This is a genomic window from Polaribacter sp. YIW18 (assembly GCF_057219325.1).
The window spans coordinates 24,765-44,692 of record NZ_JBXVVE010000005.1 but is presented as its reverse complement, the minus strand read 5'-3'; the positions used below and the strand labels follow the sequence as shown (position 1 = coordinate 44,692).

The 19,928-nt window shown below is 34.8% G+C and carries 8 protein-coding genes; all 8 read left to right on the top strand.

What is annotated here, in order from left to right; translation table 11 throughout:
- Positions 1-20 precede the first annotated feature (20 nt).
- The 8 genes from AC2D6T_RS06780 (at position 21) to AC2D6T_RS06745 (ending at position 19,923) form a co-directional block, all read left to right on the top strand.
- On the top strand, positions 21-3,317 hold the full coding sequence (locus AC2D6T_RS06780) for a family 78 glycoside hydrolase catalytic domain (RefSeq protein ID WP_484680941.1): 3,297 nt from the start codon (positions 21-23) through the stop codon (positions 3,315-3,317).
- An 87-nt stretch (positions 3,318-3,404) separates the two neighbouring features.
- Positions 3,405-6,158 carry an alpha-L-rhamnosidase gene (locus tag AC2D6T_RS06775; protein WP_484680940.1) on the top strand — a complete coding sequence of 918 codons (2,754 nt, stop codon included), beginning with the start codon at positions 3,405-3,407 and terminating at the stop codon, positions 6,156-6,158.
- A 51-nt stretch (positions 6,159-6,209) separates the two neighbouring features.
- The gene (locus AC2D6T_RS06770) at positions 6,210-9,464 is read left to right on the top strand and encodes a glycosyl hydrolase (protein ID WP_484680939.1); all 3,255 of its coding nucleotides are present in this window, start codon (positions 6,210-6,212) and stop codon (positions 9,462-9,464) included.
- A gap of 12 nt (positions 9,465-9,476) precedes the next feature.
- Complete coding sequence (locus AC2D6T_RS06765; protein ID WP_484680938.1) at positions 9,477-10,916, top strand: sulfatase family protein; 1,440 nt, start codon at positions 9,477-9,479, stop codon at positions 10,914-10,916.
- 9 nt (positions 10,917-10,925) lie between these two features.
- On the top strand, positions 10,926-13,682 hold the full coding sequence (locus AC2D6T_RS06760; RefSeq protein ID WP_484680937.1) for a family 78 glycoside hydrolase catalytic domain: 2,757 nt from the start codon (positions 10,926-10,928) through the stop codon (positions 13,680-13,682).
- A 37-nt stretch (positions 13,683-13,719) separates the two neighbouring features.
- The gene (locus AC2D6T_RS06755; RefSeq protein WP_484680936.1) at positions 13,720-16,068 is read left to right on the top strand and encodes an alpha-L-rhamnosidase-related protein; all 2,349 of its coding nucleotides are present in this window, start codon (positions 13,720-13,722) and stop codon (positions 16,066-16,068) included.
- Positions 16,069-16,086: 18 nt separating this feature from the next.
- Positions 16,087-18,447 (top strand): alpha-L-rhamnosidase-related protein, encoded by a 2,361-nt coding sequence (locus AC2D6T_RS06750; protein WP_484680935.1) that lies wholly within the window; start codon positions 16,087-16,089, stop codon positions 18,445-18,447.
- A gap of 15 nt (positions 18,448-18,462) precedes the next feature.
- Positions 18,463-19,923, top strand: a complete 1,461-nt coding sequence (locus AC2D6T_RS06745; protein ID WP_484680934.1) for a sulfatase family protein — start codon at positions 18,463-18,465, stop codon at positions 19,921-19,923.
- Positions 19,924-19,928: the final 5 nt, after the last annotated feature.

Genomic DNA, 19,928 nt, shown 5'->3' with positions numbered 1-19,928 from the left:
ATTGAAGTCTGTTTTTAAAAATGAATAATATACTTATGGAAAAAAGTTTAAATTTTAAAATGTTTTGTTTTAATACTAAATTAAGTTTTTTAGCAATCATATTTGTTTTGCTAACGAGCTGTCAAACCAAAAATCCCCATATTTCTATTACAGATTTACGTTGCGAGTATCGCATGAATCCTTTAGGGATTGATAATACAAGTCCTAGATTAAGTTGGAAACTCACAGAAGACAATCAAACCAGAGGACAAAAACAAACCACTTATCAAGTTTTAGTTGCTAGTAGTTTAGAAAATTTAAAAAATAATACTGGCGATGTTTGGGATTCTGGTAGAGTAGACTCTAATCAATCTGTAAATGTTACTTATGCTGGTAATGGATTGCAATCTGCAAAAGCGTATTTCTGGAAAGTAAAAGTTTGGGATAAAGAGGGTAATGCTTCAAACTGGAGTGATTATGGAAAATTTTCTATGGGATTATTAAAACAGTCCGATTGGAAAGGCGATTGGATATTAAAGGAAGATCAAGAAAAAACTGACCATAACTGGTATCGAAAGAATTTCGAATTAAAAGAATCAGCTGAATCTGCATTTGTTTTTGTTGGGTCTTTTGGCTATCACGAATTGTATGTAAACGGAGAAAAAATTACAGATAATGTGATGAATCCTGTGTCTTCTTATATGAAGAAGAGAATTCCATACTTAACATATGATATCGCTGATAAACTAAAAAAAGGAGACAATGTTATTGCCATTTGGCACGCTGCAGGTTGGGCGCGTTGGAAACGAATAAGAGAATATAGAATGGTGCCTTTTGTGTTTAAAGCACAAGCCGAAATTGTATCAGGAGTAGAACAAATCACTTTAAAAACAGATACCAGTTGGAAAACCAAAAAAAGTCATTCAGAATATTATGGAGACTGGGATATTTTGCGTTTTGGTGGAGAAACTATTGACGATAGCAAACGCGAAGACGATTGGAATATACCAGAATATGATGATAGTAACTGGATGAACGCAAGTGTTTACAATCACGAAGAATTGAACGCGAAAATTCCAGAAGGCAATAACATCAGTTTTGCATTAAATAGCAGAAAAGATAGAGAAGTACGCGCATTGTATAGCCCTATAAAAGCAAAACTAAGTGCTCAAATGGTAGAGCCTCAAGTAAAATTTAAAGAAATAAGACCTAAGAGTATAAGATACAATAAAGACGGTAGTTGCATTATAGATATGGGAGAAAATTATACCGGCTTTTTTGAAATGGAATTGTATAATGGTAAGGAAGGAGACGAAATTTTTATTGAAATAAGTGATCAACTTGGGCAAACTTCTAGCTGGAATCAGAAGAGTAAATACGTTTTTGGAAAATCAGGAAAAGGTAAATTTCAAAATCGTTTTAATGTTGCTGGTGGTAGATGGATTACGGTCTATGGTCTAAAATATCAACCTAAACTATATGATGTAAAAGGTTATGTTGTAACTAATAATAGAAAACAAATTAGCAAGTTCGAATCTTCAAGTTCATTATTAAACCAAATTTACCAAGTCAATTTAAATACCTATTTAGCGAATACAATGGATGGTATTTTGGTAGATTGTCCACATCGTGAACGTCGAGGTTGGGGAGAAGTTACAGTGGCTGCTATGTATGGTGATGCCTTACCAAATTTTGAAAGTGGTGCTTACATGGATCAGTATTTACAATATACCAGAGATGCACAATTATCAGATGGTCAAACTAGAGCCGTTATAAACGAAGAAGACCGTCCGTTTTTAATGTGGAAAGCCAACAATCCATTAACGGTTTGGGAAACCTACAGAATGTTAGGTGATAAAAAAGTGTTAGAAGATAATTACCAATCCATGCAAAAATGGATGACTTGGTTGTACGAGCACTCAAATTCTAATACTGGTGGTGCTTTAATAATTGGAGAACAAGGCAAAAGAGAAATGCCAGGTTTAGGAGATTGGTGTACGCCACGTGGTAACTTCTGGACCAGTAGTAACTCTCCAGACGCAGCACATTTTAACAATTGTTTGTATGCTTTTATGTTAGAAAATGCGATGCACATTGCAACCGAATTAGATAAAACGGAAGACGCTAAAATTTATAAAGACAGACTAAAAATTCAGCAGGAAGCAACCCATAAACTATCTTATAATCCTGAAACTGGTAAATATTTAAAGGGGTATCAGGTGGATCAAGCGTTTGCCTTAGTATCTGGTGTGACACCAGACTCTGAAATAGAAAAAGTAGAAGCCAGTTTAACAGATAATGTCTTGTATAAATTTCCATATTATGATACAGGAAGCTCTGGACAAGCCTTATACACGCGTTATTTTACGGAATCTGGAGAGCGTATGGATTTAATTTATGAGTTGTTGAGAGATAAACATCACCCTAGTTATGGGTATTTTTTAGAACAAGGTAAAACCGTTTGGCCAGAACGTTGGTCAGCAATTGGTAACAGCCAAATCCATACGTGTTATACAGGAATTGGTGGCTATTTTATCAAAGGTTTTGGTGGAATTCGACCAAATCCAGACCAATTAGGAATGCAAAATATGATGATCAAACCAGCGCCAGTTGGTGATTTAACCTTTGCAAATACAAGCTATGAATCCATGTATGGAAACGTAGTTGTAAACTGGGAAAAAGAAGAGAAAGGTGCAACATTTCATATTGAAGTTCCTGTGAATACAACCGCAAAAGTATATGTACCAGCAACTAGTAAAGACGGAATTCAAGAAAGTGGTGTATTGGCTGAAAATGCAGAAGGAATTACTTTTGTAGGAACAGAAAAAAGTAAAGCTGTTGGTAATTATGTAATTTATAAGGTTACTTCTGGAGTTTACAATTTTAAGGTAGATGAATTGCCTGTAACCCAATTTCCAGAACCTTTAGAAGATTTAAAAAACTTAGCTAAATTAGGCAGAATGAATGCGTCATCGATGTTTATTAAAACTGAAAAACTACCTGTTTTTGAAGCTTTTAGAGTAAATGATGAAGATGACCAAACACGTTGGTTGGCTACCGAAACTAAAAATCAATATTTAGAAGTAGAATGGATAAAACCACAAACTTTTAATCAGGTTGTTGTTGATGAATTTGACAATAATATCACTTCTTATAAAATACAATATTGGGAAAATGATGAATGGAAAGATATTGCAAAAGGAAAAAATTGTGGCAAAAATAAAAGTCATCAATTTGATGCCATTACATCTATAAAATGTAGGTTATTTATTGTTGATGCAAAGCAAGTACCATCCATTAAAGAATTAAATATTTCACTTTATAAAAAGTCGAACTAGTAAAATAGATGTAAAGCTTTTTTTCTAAAGTATAAAAAGCCATTTAAGATTAAAAAAAACAGACTAGAAAATTATAAATTAAATACATTGAAAAGTAATTTAATATTCGTCATATTTATACCGCTTCTATTTTTAAGTTGCTTAGAAAAAAGCGGAAGCAATCTAGAAAGACCTTATGACTTATCTGTTTCTGAAGGATTTCAAAATCCTTTAGGTTTTCATGATAGTATGCCGTCTTTTTCTTGGAAATTACCTAAAACAAGTGCTGTAAAAAAACAAAATGCATATAGCATTGTATTAGCTTCAGCCCCAGATTTATTACCAGATTCTCCTGATGTATGGTCTTCTGGAAAAGTGATGTCTAATCAATCTGTTTTTGTAAAATATACTGGAAATCCGTTAAAATCAAGGCAAAAAATATATTGGCAAGTATGTTATTGGGGTTCAGAAAATAGTGTTTCCGATTGGAGTGAAATTTCCAGTATAGAAATGGGCTTACTTTCTAATGCGGATTGGAAAGCAAAATGGATAAAAATTCCCGATCCTAAAGTGTGGGATACTACAAGATACGGCACACGTTTGTTTAGACCACAATATTTGAGAAAAGCATTCAACATAGATGCCGATATTAAAAAAGCACGTTTATACATTACCTCTAAAGGTGTTTTTAAACCATACATTAATGGTGCAAAAATTACTGAAGATGTATTAACACCAGGGTGGACACCTTATCGTAAACGTTTAGAAACTTTAACTTATGATGTTACAGAAGCATTAAAAAAAGGAGAAAATACCATAGGAATGATTTTGGCTGAAGGATGGCATTCAGGGCGTTTTGGCCCACGCAGGCGATGGGACACTGTAATCGCACCACCGCGAGCCATATGTCAATTAGAAATTGAAGACGCCAAAGGTAAGTTGAAAACGATTACGAGTAATAACAGTTGGAAAGCCACAAGAAATGGTCCTATAAGAGTTGCAGGATTATATGATGGCGAAACATACGATGCTAATTTTGAACTACCAAATTGGAACCAACCTGATTTTGATGACAGCTCTTGGGAGAGCGTTACAACAGAAGAAATAGATTCAAAAACAAAACTTTTTCCAAAAAAACACGCTGCAATAAAAAATAATCAAAGCCTACATCCTGTTAAAATGACGGTTCAGAAAACGAATCAGGTTTTATTTGATTTGGGTCAAAATATGGTAGGTGTAGTAGATTTAAAAATTCCAGTAAAAAAAGGAGATACGATTAAGCTACGACATGGCGAAATGCTAGATGCCAAAGGCAAATTGTTTACAAGAAATTTGGGTTCCGCCAAAGCTATAGACTATTACATCGCCAATAAAGACACGACCATTTCTTGGCAACCAAAATTTACGTTTCATGGTTTTCGTTATGTGGAAATAAGCGGATTTCACAAAGCCTTTACTCCTCAAAAATCTTGGGTTACAGGCATTGTACAGCACTCCGATTTTGAAATGTCAGGAAAATTTCAGTCCTCACATAAAAAATTAAATCAATTACATAGCAATATTCAATGGGGATTAAGAGGCAACTTTTTCGATGTTCCCTTAGATTGTCCACAACGAAGCGAACGTTTGGGTTGGACAGGTGATGCTCAGGTTTTTATACCAACATCCCTGTTTTTATCAGACACACACCCCTTTTGGGCGGCATGGCTCAGCAGTATGCGCGAAGAACAATTCTCAAATGGAGGTATTCCTGTGGTTGTACCAAATTTTACAGGAAACTTTGCTCAAGCAGGATGGTCAGACGCTTGTACCATAGTACCTTGGGAACTCTATTACAGAACAGGTAATGTAGAAATATTAAAAGACAACTACCAAATGATGAAGCGTTGGTGTAGTTATCATACTTCTGAAGCTACAAATCATCTTAGCCACATGTCTACAGTGGGCGATTGGTTACAACCTTATTCACAACAAAAAGATGATAGAAGAGGTGATACACCTAATACACTTATATCAACCGCTTTTTATGCCTATTCAGTGCAGTTAACCATGAAAAGTGCAGCAATTTTAGGATTAGAAGACGACGCGAATTACTATCGTGAATTGTTAAGTTCCATAAACCAGGCTTTTGAAAAAGAGTATTTTGATAATAACGGACAAATAAAAGCACCTTATACGCCAACGCAAACAGGCTATCTTTTAGCACTTGGCTTTAATCTATTATCTCCAAAAATGGCAAATCAAGGTATAAACCACTTAGTTAAAGAAATAGCGGCAACACAAAATCATTTGCGTACTGGCTTTATTGGCACACCATTGTTGGCTTCAGTTTTAGATAAATATGGAAAAACCGATTTGCTTTACGAAATTCTATTAAAGGAAACCTATCCTTCTTGGTTTTATAGTATCAAGCAAGGCGCTACCACCATGTGGGAAAGATGGGATGGTTATACACATGATAAAGGTTTTGCCAATAGAGCATTATCGTTTAATCATTATGCTTATGGAGCAATTGGGCAATGGATGTACGAACGGATCGCAGGCATTGCACCTTTAGAATCAGGTTACAAGAAAATATTATTTGCACCTTTGCCACATCAAAGCCTTTCAGCAGTAGCTGCAGATTACGAATCCAATTACGGTAAAATTAAGTCGAAATGGAAGTTTAAAGGCAATGATTTTATATACAATATCGTAGTACCACCAAACACCACAGCAAAGGTTGTGCTCCCTAAGTTTAATAACATGCCAGATATTAGCATGAATGGAAAAAAAATAGATGTCACTATAAAAAATGAAAAAGTAAACATAGATAATTTACAAAGTGGAGCATACGAGTTCATCTATAAAAATACCCACTAAAAAAAGTATAGGATTAAAATAGAATATTAAAAATAATAAAAATACAGATACATGTTTTTAAGTAAAAAAGTAAAACTATTGATGCTGTCATCAATCTTTATATTGATGCTTTGGTCTTGTGAAAATTCAAAAAACTACGAGATTGTAAAATCAGGCTTTGTAAAACCAACGGAAGACAATACGATATGGTGCTATTGGTATTGGATTAACGACGATATCTCTAAAGATGGTATTACCAAAGATTTATTGGCGATGAAAAAAGCGGGTATTGGAGGGGCGCTAATAGGTAACATCAATCCAGCACATAGAGATGGAAAAGTGCCTATGTTGAGTGAAGATTGGTGGTCTCATATGGTACATGCAGTAGAAGAAGGTAAACGTATTGGGGTAGATATTGGGGTATTCAACTGCCCAGGATGGAGCCAAAGTGGCGGACCATGGGTAGATTATACAAAAGCCATGCGTTACCTAACTTATAGTGAAACGAAAGTTGTAGGAGGAAAAACACTTGATATAGTATTGGCTCAGCCTAAAAAAGAATTTCAAGATACACATACGCTTGCTTTTAAAACATCAAATTTAGAAGAAAAGAGTACCCAACACATTGCAACAAAAATAACAGCCAATTGGCAAGATGTTAATGTCGGTATTCTAAATGATGGAAATAAAAAAAACGATACCAGTTTCGAGCCAAAAAAGGGAGAGACTTTAGCTATTAATTTTCAACTATCAGAACCCATTACAACGCGTTCTATTACTGTAATCCCAAGCAGACCATTTAAATGTAAGATGAGCCTTTTTGCAGTTGTAGATGGTAAAGAAAAACTCATTAAAGAATTTCAGTTCGACCGTTTTCGTATTACACCTAATGTAGCCTCTATTGAAACAGGAGATTTTGCTACGGTTTTGCCAGAAACAAAAGCACAGCATTTTGTGTTAAAATGTACCAACTTTAGAACAAAAAGAAAAGCAGGTTTTGGTTTTGCTGAAATTACGATTTCTGAAGCATTGGTATTAGACAAATATATAGAGAAACAATTGGGTAAGATGAATTCTACCCCAGGTATTAAATGGGATTCTTACATCTTTGGCAATCAAGACGAAATTAAAGATAAAAGCCTGTCTATAAACCCAGAAACTATTATTGATTTAAGCAATAAACTTGATGAAAATGGGAATTTAACTTGGGATGCACCAAAAGGCAACTGGACAATTCTGCGTATGGGAATGACGCCAACAGGTACAAAAAATGCGCCTGCTGCACCTCAAGGTGTGGGTTATGAAATAGATAAAATGAATAGCGATTTGGCACAATACCATTTTGATAATTTTGTAGGTGAATTGTTAAAACGTGTTCCCGAAGAAAGCAAATCGGCGTTTAAATATGTCGTGGCCGATAGTTACGAACAAGGCTCTCAAAACTGGACGGATGGTTACGAAGTAAAGTTCAAAGAAAAATACGGCTATGACCCTGTGCCATTTTTACCAGTATTATCTGGTAGAATTGTAGGAAGTGTGGAGTTATCCGAACGTTTTCTGTGGGATTTGCGTCGTTCTATTGCAGATGATGTCGCTTACGAATACGTTGGAGGACTGCGAAAAGCAAGTAACAAACACAACTTAAAAACTTGGTTAGAAAACTATGGGCATTGGGGGTTTCCAGGAGAATTTATGATGTACGGAGGGCAATCTGATTTAATTTCTGGAGAATTTTGGAATGAGGGTACACTGGGTAATATCGAGTGTAAAGCGTCCTCATCAACAGCCCATACCTACGGAAAACCAATTACGTCAGCAGAAGCCTTTACTTCTTCAAGAAGAGCTTATTTAAGGCATCCTGCAATGCTGAAAAAGCGAGGTGATTGGGCATTAACAGAGGGTATCAATCATTTTGTATTGCATTTGTACATTCAACAACCCGATGATAATAGAAAACCAGGAATGAATGCTTGGTTTGGTACCGAGTTTAACCGCCATAATACTTGGTTTAGTCAGGCAGACAGTTATTTCGATTATCTACGTCGTTGTCAACACTTATTACAACAAGGAAAATACGTTGCTGATGTATGTTATTATATAGGAGAAGATGCTCCAGTAATGACGGGTGTGCGTCAACCAGAAATTCCAAAAGGCTATTCGTACGATTACATAAACGCAGAGGTTATTCTAAATAGATTGACTGTAAAAGATGGACGATTTGTATTGCCAGACGGCATGTCGTATAAAGTGATGGTATTGCCACCATTTAAAACCATGCGTCCAAAATTATTAGCCAAAATTGAACAGTTGGTGCAACAAGGTGGAACTATTTTAGGACCAAAACCAGAAAAATCACCAAGTTTAGAAAATTATCCAATGGCTGATAAGCAAGTAAAAGAATTAGTCGATAAAATGTGGCATGGCGATTACGCTAATGGTAAAATGAATGTGAATTATGGTAAAGGTAAAATTTGGGATGGTTACGAATTACCAGAAGTATTTGAAAGTTTAAATTTAACAAAGGATGTTGATGTACCACAGGATAAGCCAGTATTATGGATACACCGAAAAACTGAAGACATGGATATTTATTTCATCTCTAATCAAAGTGATGAAACACTACAAATAGCGCCCGTATTTAGAACAGACAAAAGTTTAAAACCACAATTATGGAATGCTATAAGCGGAGAAATAAGGGCGTTGCCAGATTATGAAGTTACAGAAACAGGTATTAAAGTACCACTAAAAATGGAGGCTATTCAAAGTTGGTTTGTGGTATTTTCGGAAAATGAAACTAATGCAAACGTTCAACCCGCGTACTCCAAAAATTTCCCTGAATATAAAAAATTGAAGTCGATTGAATCGCCATTTAAAGTCGATTTTGTAAACAAAGATATTGCGCCTGAAAAACCTGTAGTATTTGATAAATTAATCGATTGGAGAAATTCTGATAATGAGCAAATAAAATACTATTCAGGAACAGCTATTTATAAAACTAATTTCAACCTAGATAAACGTCCTGAAAATGAAGCCATCTATATCAACTTAGGAAAATTATCAGTAATGGCTAAAGTAAAATTAAACGGAAAAGCTATTGGAGGCGTTTGGATGGCGCCTTACCGACTAAATATTTCCGAAGCAATTAAACAAGGTGAAAATACTTTAGAAATTGAAGTGGTAAATCTTTGGAGAAATCAATTGATAAGAGATAAATCGCGGGACAAAGATGAAAAGTATACGTGGATTGTTATCGATAAAATTACACCAGAGTCTACATTGCAAAAGTCAGGTTTATTAGGACCAGTTTTAATTGAAACTTTTAAATAACTAACAGAAAAGATGAAACATTTTATCATACTATTATGTGCATTACAATTAATCTCTTGTAAATCTAAGCAAGAGGTTAAAACAGATGTAAAAAAACAACCCAATGTTGTGTTTATTTTAACCGATCAATGGAGAGCGCAAGACATTGGTTTTGCAGGTAACAATCAAGTGATTACACCAACGCTAAACGGTTTATCAAAAGAAGCTGTGGTTTTTACCAATGCTATTTCAAATATTCCTGTTTGTACACCAGCACGTGCCTCTCTAATGACTGGGAAATACCCACTTAGTCACGGCCTTTTCTACAATGATAAGCCCTTAAAATCAGAAGAAAATTGTGTTGCAGAGGTATATAAAGAAAATGGTTATAACACAGGATATATTGGCAAATGGCATATTAATGGTCATCCCCAAGGGATGAAAAACTACAAAGGAAGACAACTTCCTGTGAAAGCCGATCGTCGTCAAGGCTTTGACTATTGGAAAGTACATGAATGCACTCACAATTATAATAATTCTATTTATTATGATGAAAACGATGTAAAACACAAATGGGAAGGTTATGATGCTATTGCGCAAACCAAAGACGCCATAAAATATATGCAAACCAATAAGGAAAATCCTTTTGTATTGTTCTTGTCTTATGGACCGCCACACGCACCTTATCAAACAGCACCTCAAAAGTATAAGGATTTGTATAAAGATATGGATATTAAACTTCGTCCTAATGTACCAGAAAATAGAGCTAAAAAAGCCAAAGAAGACATTAGAGGCTATTATGCACATATATCAGCATTAGACGATTGTATCGCAGCATTACAAAAAGAAATTAAAGATTTAGGTATCGAAGAAAATACCATTTTTGTGTTAACATCAGACCACGGAGATATGTTATATTCTCATTCGCAGGTTAAGAAACAAAAGCCGTGGGAAGAGTCTATAAATGTCCCTTTTATTATAAAATATCCAGCCAAATTAAAAGGCGGTACAAAAATGGCAAAAATGTTTTCATTCCCTGATATTATGCCTACTCTGTTGGGAATGTCTAATTTACCTATCCCAGAATCAGTAGAGGGTATTGATTATACAGGACAATTATTGGGTACAGAAGAATTAGATGTAGAGGCTGCATTAATTACCTGTCCAGTTCCTTTTCATCAATGGAAATATAAGCGAGGTGGTCGCGAATATAGAGGTGTAAGAACAGAGAAATACACTTATGTAAAAGATCTTAAAGGTCCTTGGTTGTTGTATGATAATGTGAATGATCCTTATCAGTTAAATAATGTTGCAGACAAAGAAGCGTATGAAGACATTCAAGCTGATTTAGAAAATAAGCTGCAAACAATTTTAGATAAAAATAATGATGAATTTTTACCTGCAGAAGCATATATGAAAGCTTGGGGATATAAATGGGACGGTACTGATAATGAAAAAAAACACGTACATTAAATGTTTAAAATGAAAATAAATACTAACTTTTTGCTTCTACTAGTTTTTGTAGTAGTGCTGTTTTTAGAGTCCTGTTCTCAAAAACAAAATAGTATGCAGCCAAAGGAATTGACTGTAAGCGAGCAGTTTAAAAATCCAATGGGTTTTTATGACGCTACGCCTTCTTTTTCTTGGAAATTACCAGAAAATGTAGGGTCTCAAACTGCTTATTCTATTGTTGCTGCGAGTCGTCTAGATTTGCTGTCTAGTGCACCAGATATTTGGGATTCTGGCAAAGTAACATCCGATCAAACACTATATATACCTTACAAAGGTATTGCGTTAACATCAAGACAAAAAGTATATTGGCAGGTACGTTTTTGGGATGAAAAAGGCAATAAATCAGATTGGAGTGAAGTTGCTCATTTTGAGCTTGGGTTGTTAAAAAATGAAGACTGGTTAGGAAAATGGATGAGTATTCCTCATAATCAACTTACAGAATTAGATTATAGAGGATCGCTGTTATTTCCTGCCCAATACATCCGCAAGGAAATTAATATAGATAAAACTATAAAAAAAGCACGCTTATATATTACTGCCAAAGGAATTTACGAGGCTTACATCAATGGTAAAAAAGTAGGCGAAGATATTATGCCTCCAGGTTGGGTGCCTTATCGTAAATATATTCCAACACTTACTTATGATGTTACAGATATGTTAAAGGAAGGCAAAAATACGATTGCTTTTGCACTTGCCGAAGGTTGGTATGCAGGTAAGATTTATTTAAGAGGAAGAAAAAAGAAGCACGGTCTTACTCCAGCGTTATTATGTCAGCTTGAAATGGAACATAAGGAAGGAAAATCGGTAGTTGTTTCAGATGAAAATTGGAAAGTAACTAAAGATGGCCCTATTCGTATTGCCAAAATTTATGATGGTGAAACGTATGATGCTAATTTCGAATTAGGCAATTGGCACACCAATAACTATGATGATGCAGAATGGCACAAAGTGCAAACTCGAAATATAGAAAAATCAGTTTTACTATTGCCTAAACGCTTTGAAACAGTTGTAGATAGAGAAGTATTGGAAGTTAAAAGTATGCATCAGCCTTGTACGAACGCAACCATTTTTAATATGGGACAGAATAATGTTGGTGTTCCAGTAGTTAAAGTTCCGATGATGAAAGGCGATACCTTAAAAATTCGTTTTGCTGAAATGCTAGATCGCGACAGTACGATGTACACAACCAATTATCGATCGGCAAAATCTACAGATTATTATGTTGCTGCCAAAAATGGTACGATATCTTATAAACCCACTTTTACGTTTCATGGGTATCAATATGTAGAATTAAGTGGTTATGCAAAAGGTGCAAAACCAGAAAAAAACTGGGTAAAGTCCATAGTTCAATATTCTAACTTTAATAAGAATGGTACTTTTGAATCCTCACACGAAAAATTAAATCAACTACAAAGTAATATTAGCTGGGGTATGAAAGGGAACTTTTTTGACATACCAACTGATTGCCCACAGCGAGACGAGCGTTTGGGTTGGACAGGCGATGCACAAATTATTGCACCCACATCTATGTTTCATAACAATATGTATGCTTTTTGGGCAGGCTGGTTGCAAAGTTTACGCTATGAGCAATTTGAAGACGGAGGCATCCCTTGGGTAGTCCCTAATAATTTGGGAAAAAGACACTCTTCAGGTTGGGCAGATGCCATTGTTATTATTCCTTGGGAATTGTATTTTAGAACAGGAGATAAAGAGGTATTGGAAGAAAACTATGAAGCCATGGTAAAATGGACAAACTATTGTACAAATCAGGCAATAGAACACATTCCAGATATTAAGTCGTTTGGCGATTGGTTGCAACCACTTACTAAAAATGGACGTGCAGCAGGCGATGTATCTAAAGAACTCATCAAAATGGCCTACTATGCCCACAGTGTTGATTTAGTATCTAAAAGTGCTCGTGTATTAGGGAAAACTCAGGAGGCTGAACACTTCGCCATACTTCACGATTCCATTAAATCGGCTTTTGAGAAACGTTGGTTTCATGCAGATGGACGTGCCAAGCATAAAGTTGAAACACAAACCCATTATTTAGTTGCCTTAGAGTTTGAACTCTTGTCAGATGAAATGGAAGTTAAGGCTATTAAGCATCTTAAGCATTTAATCGCTGAGTATGATAATCATTTGCGCACCGGTTTTTTAGGAACACCTATATTACCTTTGGTACTTGATAAAGCTGGGGAATATGATTTGATGTATGACATTTTGTTCAAGGAAACCTATCCGTCTTGGTTTTATTCCATCAATCAAGGCGCTACAACTATGTGGGAACGTTGGGATAGTTATACTAAAAAAGAGGGGTTTCATAAAGATGGTATGAACTCCTTTAATCATTATGCTTATGGTGCTATTGGGCGTTGGATGTATGAACGCATTGCAGGTATAAAACCCACAAAAGTGGCTTATAAAGAAATAGAAATTGCGCCCATTCCAGGAGGACCATTAACAGCTGCAGCTGCAACTTATAATTCACCTTATGGTGAGGTAAGTTCCAATTGGAAACTCGAAAACAACCAATTTATATTAGACATAAAAGTACCACCAAACACAACAGCTAAAGTTACAGTACCCGCTAATACCCCAAAAAGTATAAAGGTTAATGGTGTTGCTTTTATTGAAAGTGCAGCTATTAAATTACTAAATAAAACGGAGAATGCTTTTATCTTTGAGGTGAAGCCTGGTGCATATTCATTTGAAACTAATTATTAAACAGAAACTATTTATTACTAAAAAACAGATTACAATTATGAAAAAAAATCTAATATTATTACTACTTATGTTGAATTTTTCCTTGGTATTTTCTAACGATTGGAACAATGCCCAATGGATTTGGCAACAAGAAGATGGTCCATCAAACACTTGGATGAGTTTTAGAAAAACAATTTCTGTAGATGAAGTCCCAGCTATTGCTGAGGCAAATATTGCTGTTGATAGTAAATTTTGGCTATGGATAAATGGGGAGATGGTACTTTTTGAAGGTGGACTGTCTAGAGGACCAAGTCAAGCAGGAGATTGGGATAGGAAGAAAAAAATAACACCTACAAACTCTTGGTACGATACAGTAAACATTCAACCATATCTTAAAAAAGGAGAAAATACAATTGCTATTTTAGTTTGGTATTGGGGGCGTGAAACCCATAAAGGAACACATATAGATAGTGGAAAAGGAGGTTTGTTATTTTCATCACAAATTGGAAGTCAAAAATTAGTTTCTAATGCATCTTGGAAAGCCATTCAGCATCCAGGATATGACAATACCATATCACCAGCAAGTAAAGCTTTAGTGCAATATCCAGTTCAATTTAATGCACAAAATGCAATGAAAGATTGGTCTGAAAATGCTTGGTATAAAGTTAATTTTGATGATAGTAATTGGCCAAAAGCAAAAGAAAAAGGAAAAGCAGGTATTGCGCCTTGGTATAATTTAGAACCCAATATTGTACCTCAATTAATAAATCATGGTTTAAAAAATTACAAAAATCATGATGATTTACAATTTCCATTTATAAGCAAAGGGCAAGTTATTAAATGTAAATTACCTTTTAATAAACAAATTACACCGTATTTAGAAGTCGAAGCCAAAGCAGGCGATACAATTTTTGTAACCACTGATAACCGATTAAATAAAATTACAGCAACCTACATTACCAAAGCAGGAACTCAAAAATTTGAGAGTTTTTCATGGATGAATGGTAATGAAATACGCTATACCATTCCAGAAGGTGTTAAAGTAAAAGCATTAAAGTACAGATGGATGAGTGTTGGAGAAATGGTTGGTAAATTTCAAATTGACGATCCATTTTATAATCGTTTGTGGTGGATGGGTAACAATACTTTATTTGTATGTGCTCGCGATAATTTTATGGATTGCCCAGATAGAGAGCGTGCATTATGGATTGGTGATGTAGCAGACCAAGTGGGTTATTTATTTTATTCCATGGATAACTCTGGGCGTCAGTTATTAAAAAAAGCTATTTTACAGACTACTGCATTTAGTGAAAATGGAGTGATTGGAGCTTTAGGACCATTAAGAGTTCGTGAGTTGGTTGCGCAAAGTTTACAATTTATAGCTCAAGGTATTTGGCCTTATTATTTAAATACGGGCGATAAAGAGACTTTAGAAAAAGCCTATCCTTTTGTTTATGATTATTTAGCATTATTTCCAATGCAAGAAAACGGATTGCCAGAATATCGTAAAAGGAAAAGTCCAGATTCTTGGGACTGGGTAGATTGGGGTGTTAAAAATACTGCGGATAAAGAGCCGATACAAATGGCTTTTTACTATTTAGCTTTAGATAAAGCAAAAGAAATGGCTAAAGTTTTAGGAAAAAAAGAAGATATAAAATGGTACGAAGATAGAATGAAAACTATGAAACCAGCATTTGAGAAGACGTATTGGAAAGATGGTTTTTATAGCACAAATAAAGAAAAGTTAAAAGACGATAGAGCCAATGCTATTGCTATTGTTTCAGGAATTGCAAATCCAAATTATTATAATCAAATTGTAGATAATGTCTTAATCCCAAATCGTTATTCGAGTCCACATTTTGAATGGCTTGTAGAAGAAGCCATGTGTATTGCTGATAGACCTAAGGAGTCTTTGGAAAGAATGAAAGAACAGTATCAAAGTCAGGTTGATAAAGAAGGCATGTCAACCTTGTACGAAATGTTTCCAAAAGGTGGAAGTTATAACCACGCTTGGAATGGTTCCAATAAAATTTTATCAAAATATATTGCTGGAGTAGAACCAACTAAGCCAGCTTGGAGCGAGTATCAAATTATGCCAAACTTGGTAGATTTTAAGCAGTTGAAAAAAATCATTCCAACAGTAAAAGGAAATATAGAAATTGATTTGGAATTAAAAGAAACTACTTACCAGATAACATTAAAATCCCCAGAAAATACCAAGGCTATTATAGGGATACCTAAAACAGATAAAGTTATTAAAGAAGTATGGGTTAATGAAAAATGTATATGGAAAAAAGGAAAAAATAAAAAGAAACTTAATGGCTTGGTTTATAGCAGTGAAGATTCTAAATATTTGAAATTTAAAGCAAATTCTGGAACTTGGTATGTTAAAGCAATTTATAAATAATAAAAGGCTTATTTTAAGATGAAGAAAACTATTTTATTATTATTTGGAGTAGTTTTTTTAACCACTTCAACTTTTAGTATGTCAAACTCACCCAGTTGGGAAGACGCACAATGGATTTGGCAACAAGAAGATGGGCCAGCAAACACTTGGGTAGCATTTCGAAAATCATTCAACTTAAATGAAATTCCAGACCAAGCATTATCAAAAATTGCTGTGGATACCAAATATTGGCTTTGGATTAATGGAGAGATGGTATTGTTTGAAGGCGGATTAGCTAGAGGTGCTGCACCAAATACCAATTATTATGATGAAGTAAATTTAAAACCCTACTTAAAAGAAGGACAAAACACCATTGCTATTTTGGTTTGGTACTGGGGCAGAACCCGAAAAGTTCATGATGATAGTGGAAAAGGAGGCTTGTTATTTCATGCCAATTTAGGGCAACAAACGTTAGTTTCTAATGCTGATTGGAAACTAAAAGTACATCCTGCATATGACCCACGAAGTGGAGGAGGAGGTAAAAGCGCAAACAGAGTAAATGCTTATAATGTTAAGTTTGATGCTAGAAAAGCACTGGGAGATTGGTCTGATAAAGCCTGGTATTCTAATAATTTTGATGATACTAATTGGAATAAACCAGTTGAAAAGGGAGTTGCAAATAGTAAACCATGGGGAACTCTAGTAAAAAGAGCAATTCCACAGTGGAATGATAGGGGCTTAACCAATTACGAGGTTCTTACTTTAGCATCAAACAAAAACAAAATTAAATTACCTTTTAAAAACACAACAGATTCTATAGTTGTAATTCACGCAAAACTGCCTTTCAATCAACAAATTACACCCTATTTAAAAGTAAATAGTAAAGCTGGTAAAACCATTATTGCAGATATGGACAATCGGTTTAATATGCTAAAAGGAACGTATATTACTAAAGATGGTGTACAGTCCTTTGAAAGTTACTCTTGGATAAATGGTCACGTGGTAGAATATACAATTCCTGCAGGAGTTGAAGTATTAGAATTGAAATATCGTTGGACAGGTGTTGGAGAAATGACAGGTACTTTTGAAACAAGCGATCCTTACTTTACACGTTTGTGGTGGATGGCTAGAAATACTCTATATGTTTGCGCAAGAGATGGTTATATGGACTGTCCAGATAGAGAACGTGGTTTATGGGTTGGAGATGTAGCCGACCAAACAGGAGCAGTTTTTTATACCTTGGATGAGCCTGGGCGTCTGTTATTAAAAAAAGGAATTGATAATACGATTGCTTATAGAAAGGGAGATACTATTCAAGGATTAGCACCTGGATTTGGTGCATATCGTGGAAAAAGCAGTGAGTTAACTGGGCAAAGTTTACAGTATATTGATCAAGGTATTTGGCAATATTATTACAATACTGGCGACAAAGCGACTCTTGAAAATGCATACCCTGCTGTTTTAAATTATTTAAAATTATGGGGCATGCAAGAAAATGGTTTACCAAAACACAGAAAAGGCTATGCCAATTGGGTAGATTGGGGAATTGATACAGACCCAGTAGCAACAAATGTAGTATTGTACTATATGGCATTAAAGTCCGCTAAAAAAATGGCTATTGCTTTAGGAGAAACCAAAGATGTTGCCTGGTACGATACTCGTATCGACAGTATTAAAAAGAATTTTGATAAAGAATATTGGCAAGGGAATCGTTACGGATCTAAAAAGAAAAAAATTGAAGAACGGGTAAGTGCTTTAGCGATTATTAGTGGATTAGCTAAAAAAGAAAATTACACTATTTTAGTAGATAGTGTTTTAGTGCCTGTAAAGAAATCAAGTCCACACATGGAGTGGATAGCCGAAGAAGCTATTATGCTAACAGGAAAATATGATAAAGGTTTAGAGCGAATGAAACAACGTTATCAACAACAAGTAGATCGTAAATGGTTGACAACACTGTATGAAAAATATCAACCAAAATTACGAGGAACATATAATCATGCTTGGAATGCACCAAACTACGTGCTTTCAAGATACATTGCCGGTATAAAAGCAACAGCTATTGCTTGGTCAAATTATGAAGTAAAACCAAATTTGGCGCACATGACTTCTGTAAAGCAAATAGTACCTTCAGTTAAAGGAGATATTACAGTCGAAGTCAATAAAACAGAAAACAATTACAATCTTAATTTAATTTCCCCAGAAAGCACAACAGCAACAATTTGTATTCCTAAAGCTGGAAAAAAAATAGCAAAGGTTGAAGTAAATGGTAAAAGTATATGGAGAAAAAATAAGTTGAAAAAAAGATTTAGTGGATTTGATTTTGAAAGTGAGAATCCTGAATTTTTGAAGTTTCAAGCTAAATCTGGTATTTGGAAAGTCAAAGTGTTTTATAAATAATAGAAAGGAAAAAATATGAAAGAAATAACATCAAGAAATTTAATTGTTTTTGGATTGATTTTATGCAGTATTATTTCCTGTAAAACTCAACAAAAAAAAGAGATCACAGAAACTAAACCTAATTTACTATTCATCTTTGCAGATCAGTATCGTCAAGCCTCATTAGGGTTTTTAAATGAAGATCCTGTTCATACCCCAAATTTAGATCAATTGGCAAAAGAAGGGGTGTTTTTTAGTGAAGCCGTTTCAAACAATCCTTTATGCAGTCCGTACCGCGCGATGCTAATGACTGGAAGTTATTCTTTATCAACAGGAGTTGTAGAAAATTGCAATTCTCAAAGAACTGCGTTGGGGAATTATTTAAAGAAAGATGAAATTTGTTTTTCTGATGTTTTGGTAGAAAATGGCTATAGTGCAGGTTATGTTGGTAAATGGCATTTAGATGGTCCAGAACCAACACCACCAAATGTAAAACGGGTTTGGGATACTTGGTGTCCTCCAGATAGAAGACACGGTTTTTCTTTTTGGTATGCTTACGGAACTCACAATAGACATAATGCACCTTATTATTGGACAACCAATGCCAAAGAAGATGAAAAAACATACATCAAAAAATGGTCTGCAGAACACGAAGCAGGTGTTATTATCAATTACCTGAAAAACAATGAAAAGCAAAGAAAATCGGATGAGCCTTTTGCCTTGTTTTGGTCTATAAATCCACCACATACACCTTTTAAACAAGTGCCAGAACGTTATAGAAAACGTTATGAAGGAATGACGCATAAAGACGTTTTAAATAGACCAAATGTGCAGTTTGATGACAATTATGAATTAAAAAGAGGCGATCATGGTGTAGAAAAACGCTTAGATCAAGCTACCGATTATTTTGCTTCTGTAAATGGAGTTGATGATCAAATAGGACGTGTGATTTCAAAACTAAAAGAGGAAGGATTATACGAAAATACCGTAATTGTGTTTTCTGCAGATCATGGCGAAATGTTAGGAAGTCAAGGTTTAATGCATAAAAATGTATGGTTTAAAGAAGCGTATAAAATTCCGTTAATTGTGCATTATCCAAAAAAAGTAAAACCCAAAAAAGATGATATTTTATTAAGTGTTCCTGATTATATGCCCACTTTGTTGGGCTTAATAGGACTTGAAAATAAAATACCAGATGTGGTAGAAGGTGAAAATTATGCGGATTTATTTTTTGATAAACCCGTAAACCGCCCAGAAAAGCAATTGTATTTTGGAGGAAAAAGTTTTGCTTCTAATGGCGATGCTAGAGGTTTTAGAACGAAAGACTACACCTATGCTGTGGTAAAACACGAAAATGGGAATAAATTTCACTACCTCTATAACGATGCTAAAGATCCTTATCAAATGAAAAATATTTGGGGAGAAAATCCAACTTTAGATAATAAAATGAAAACAGAGTTGGCAGCATTACTAACTTCTATGAACGACCCTTGGTAAAAACA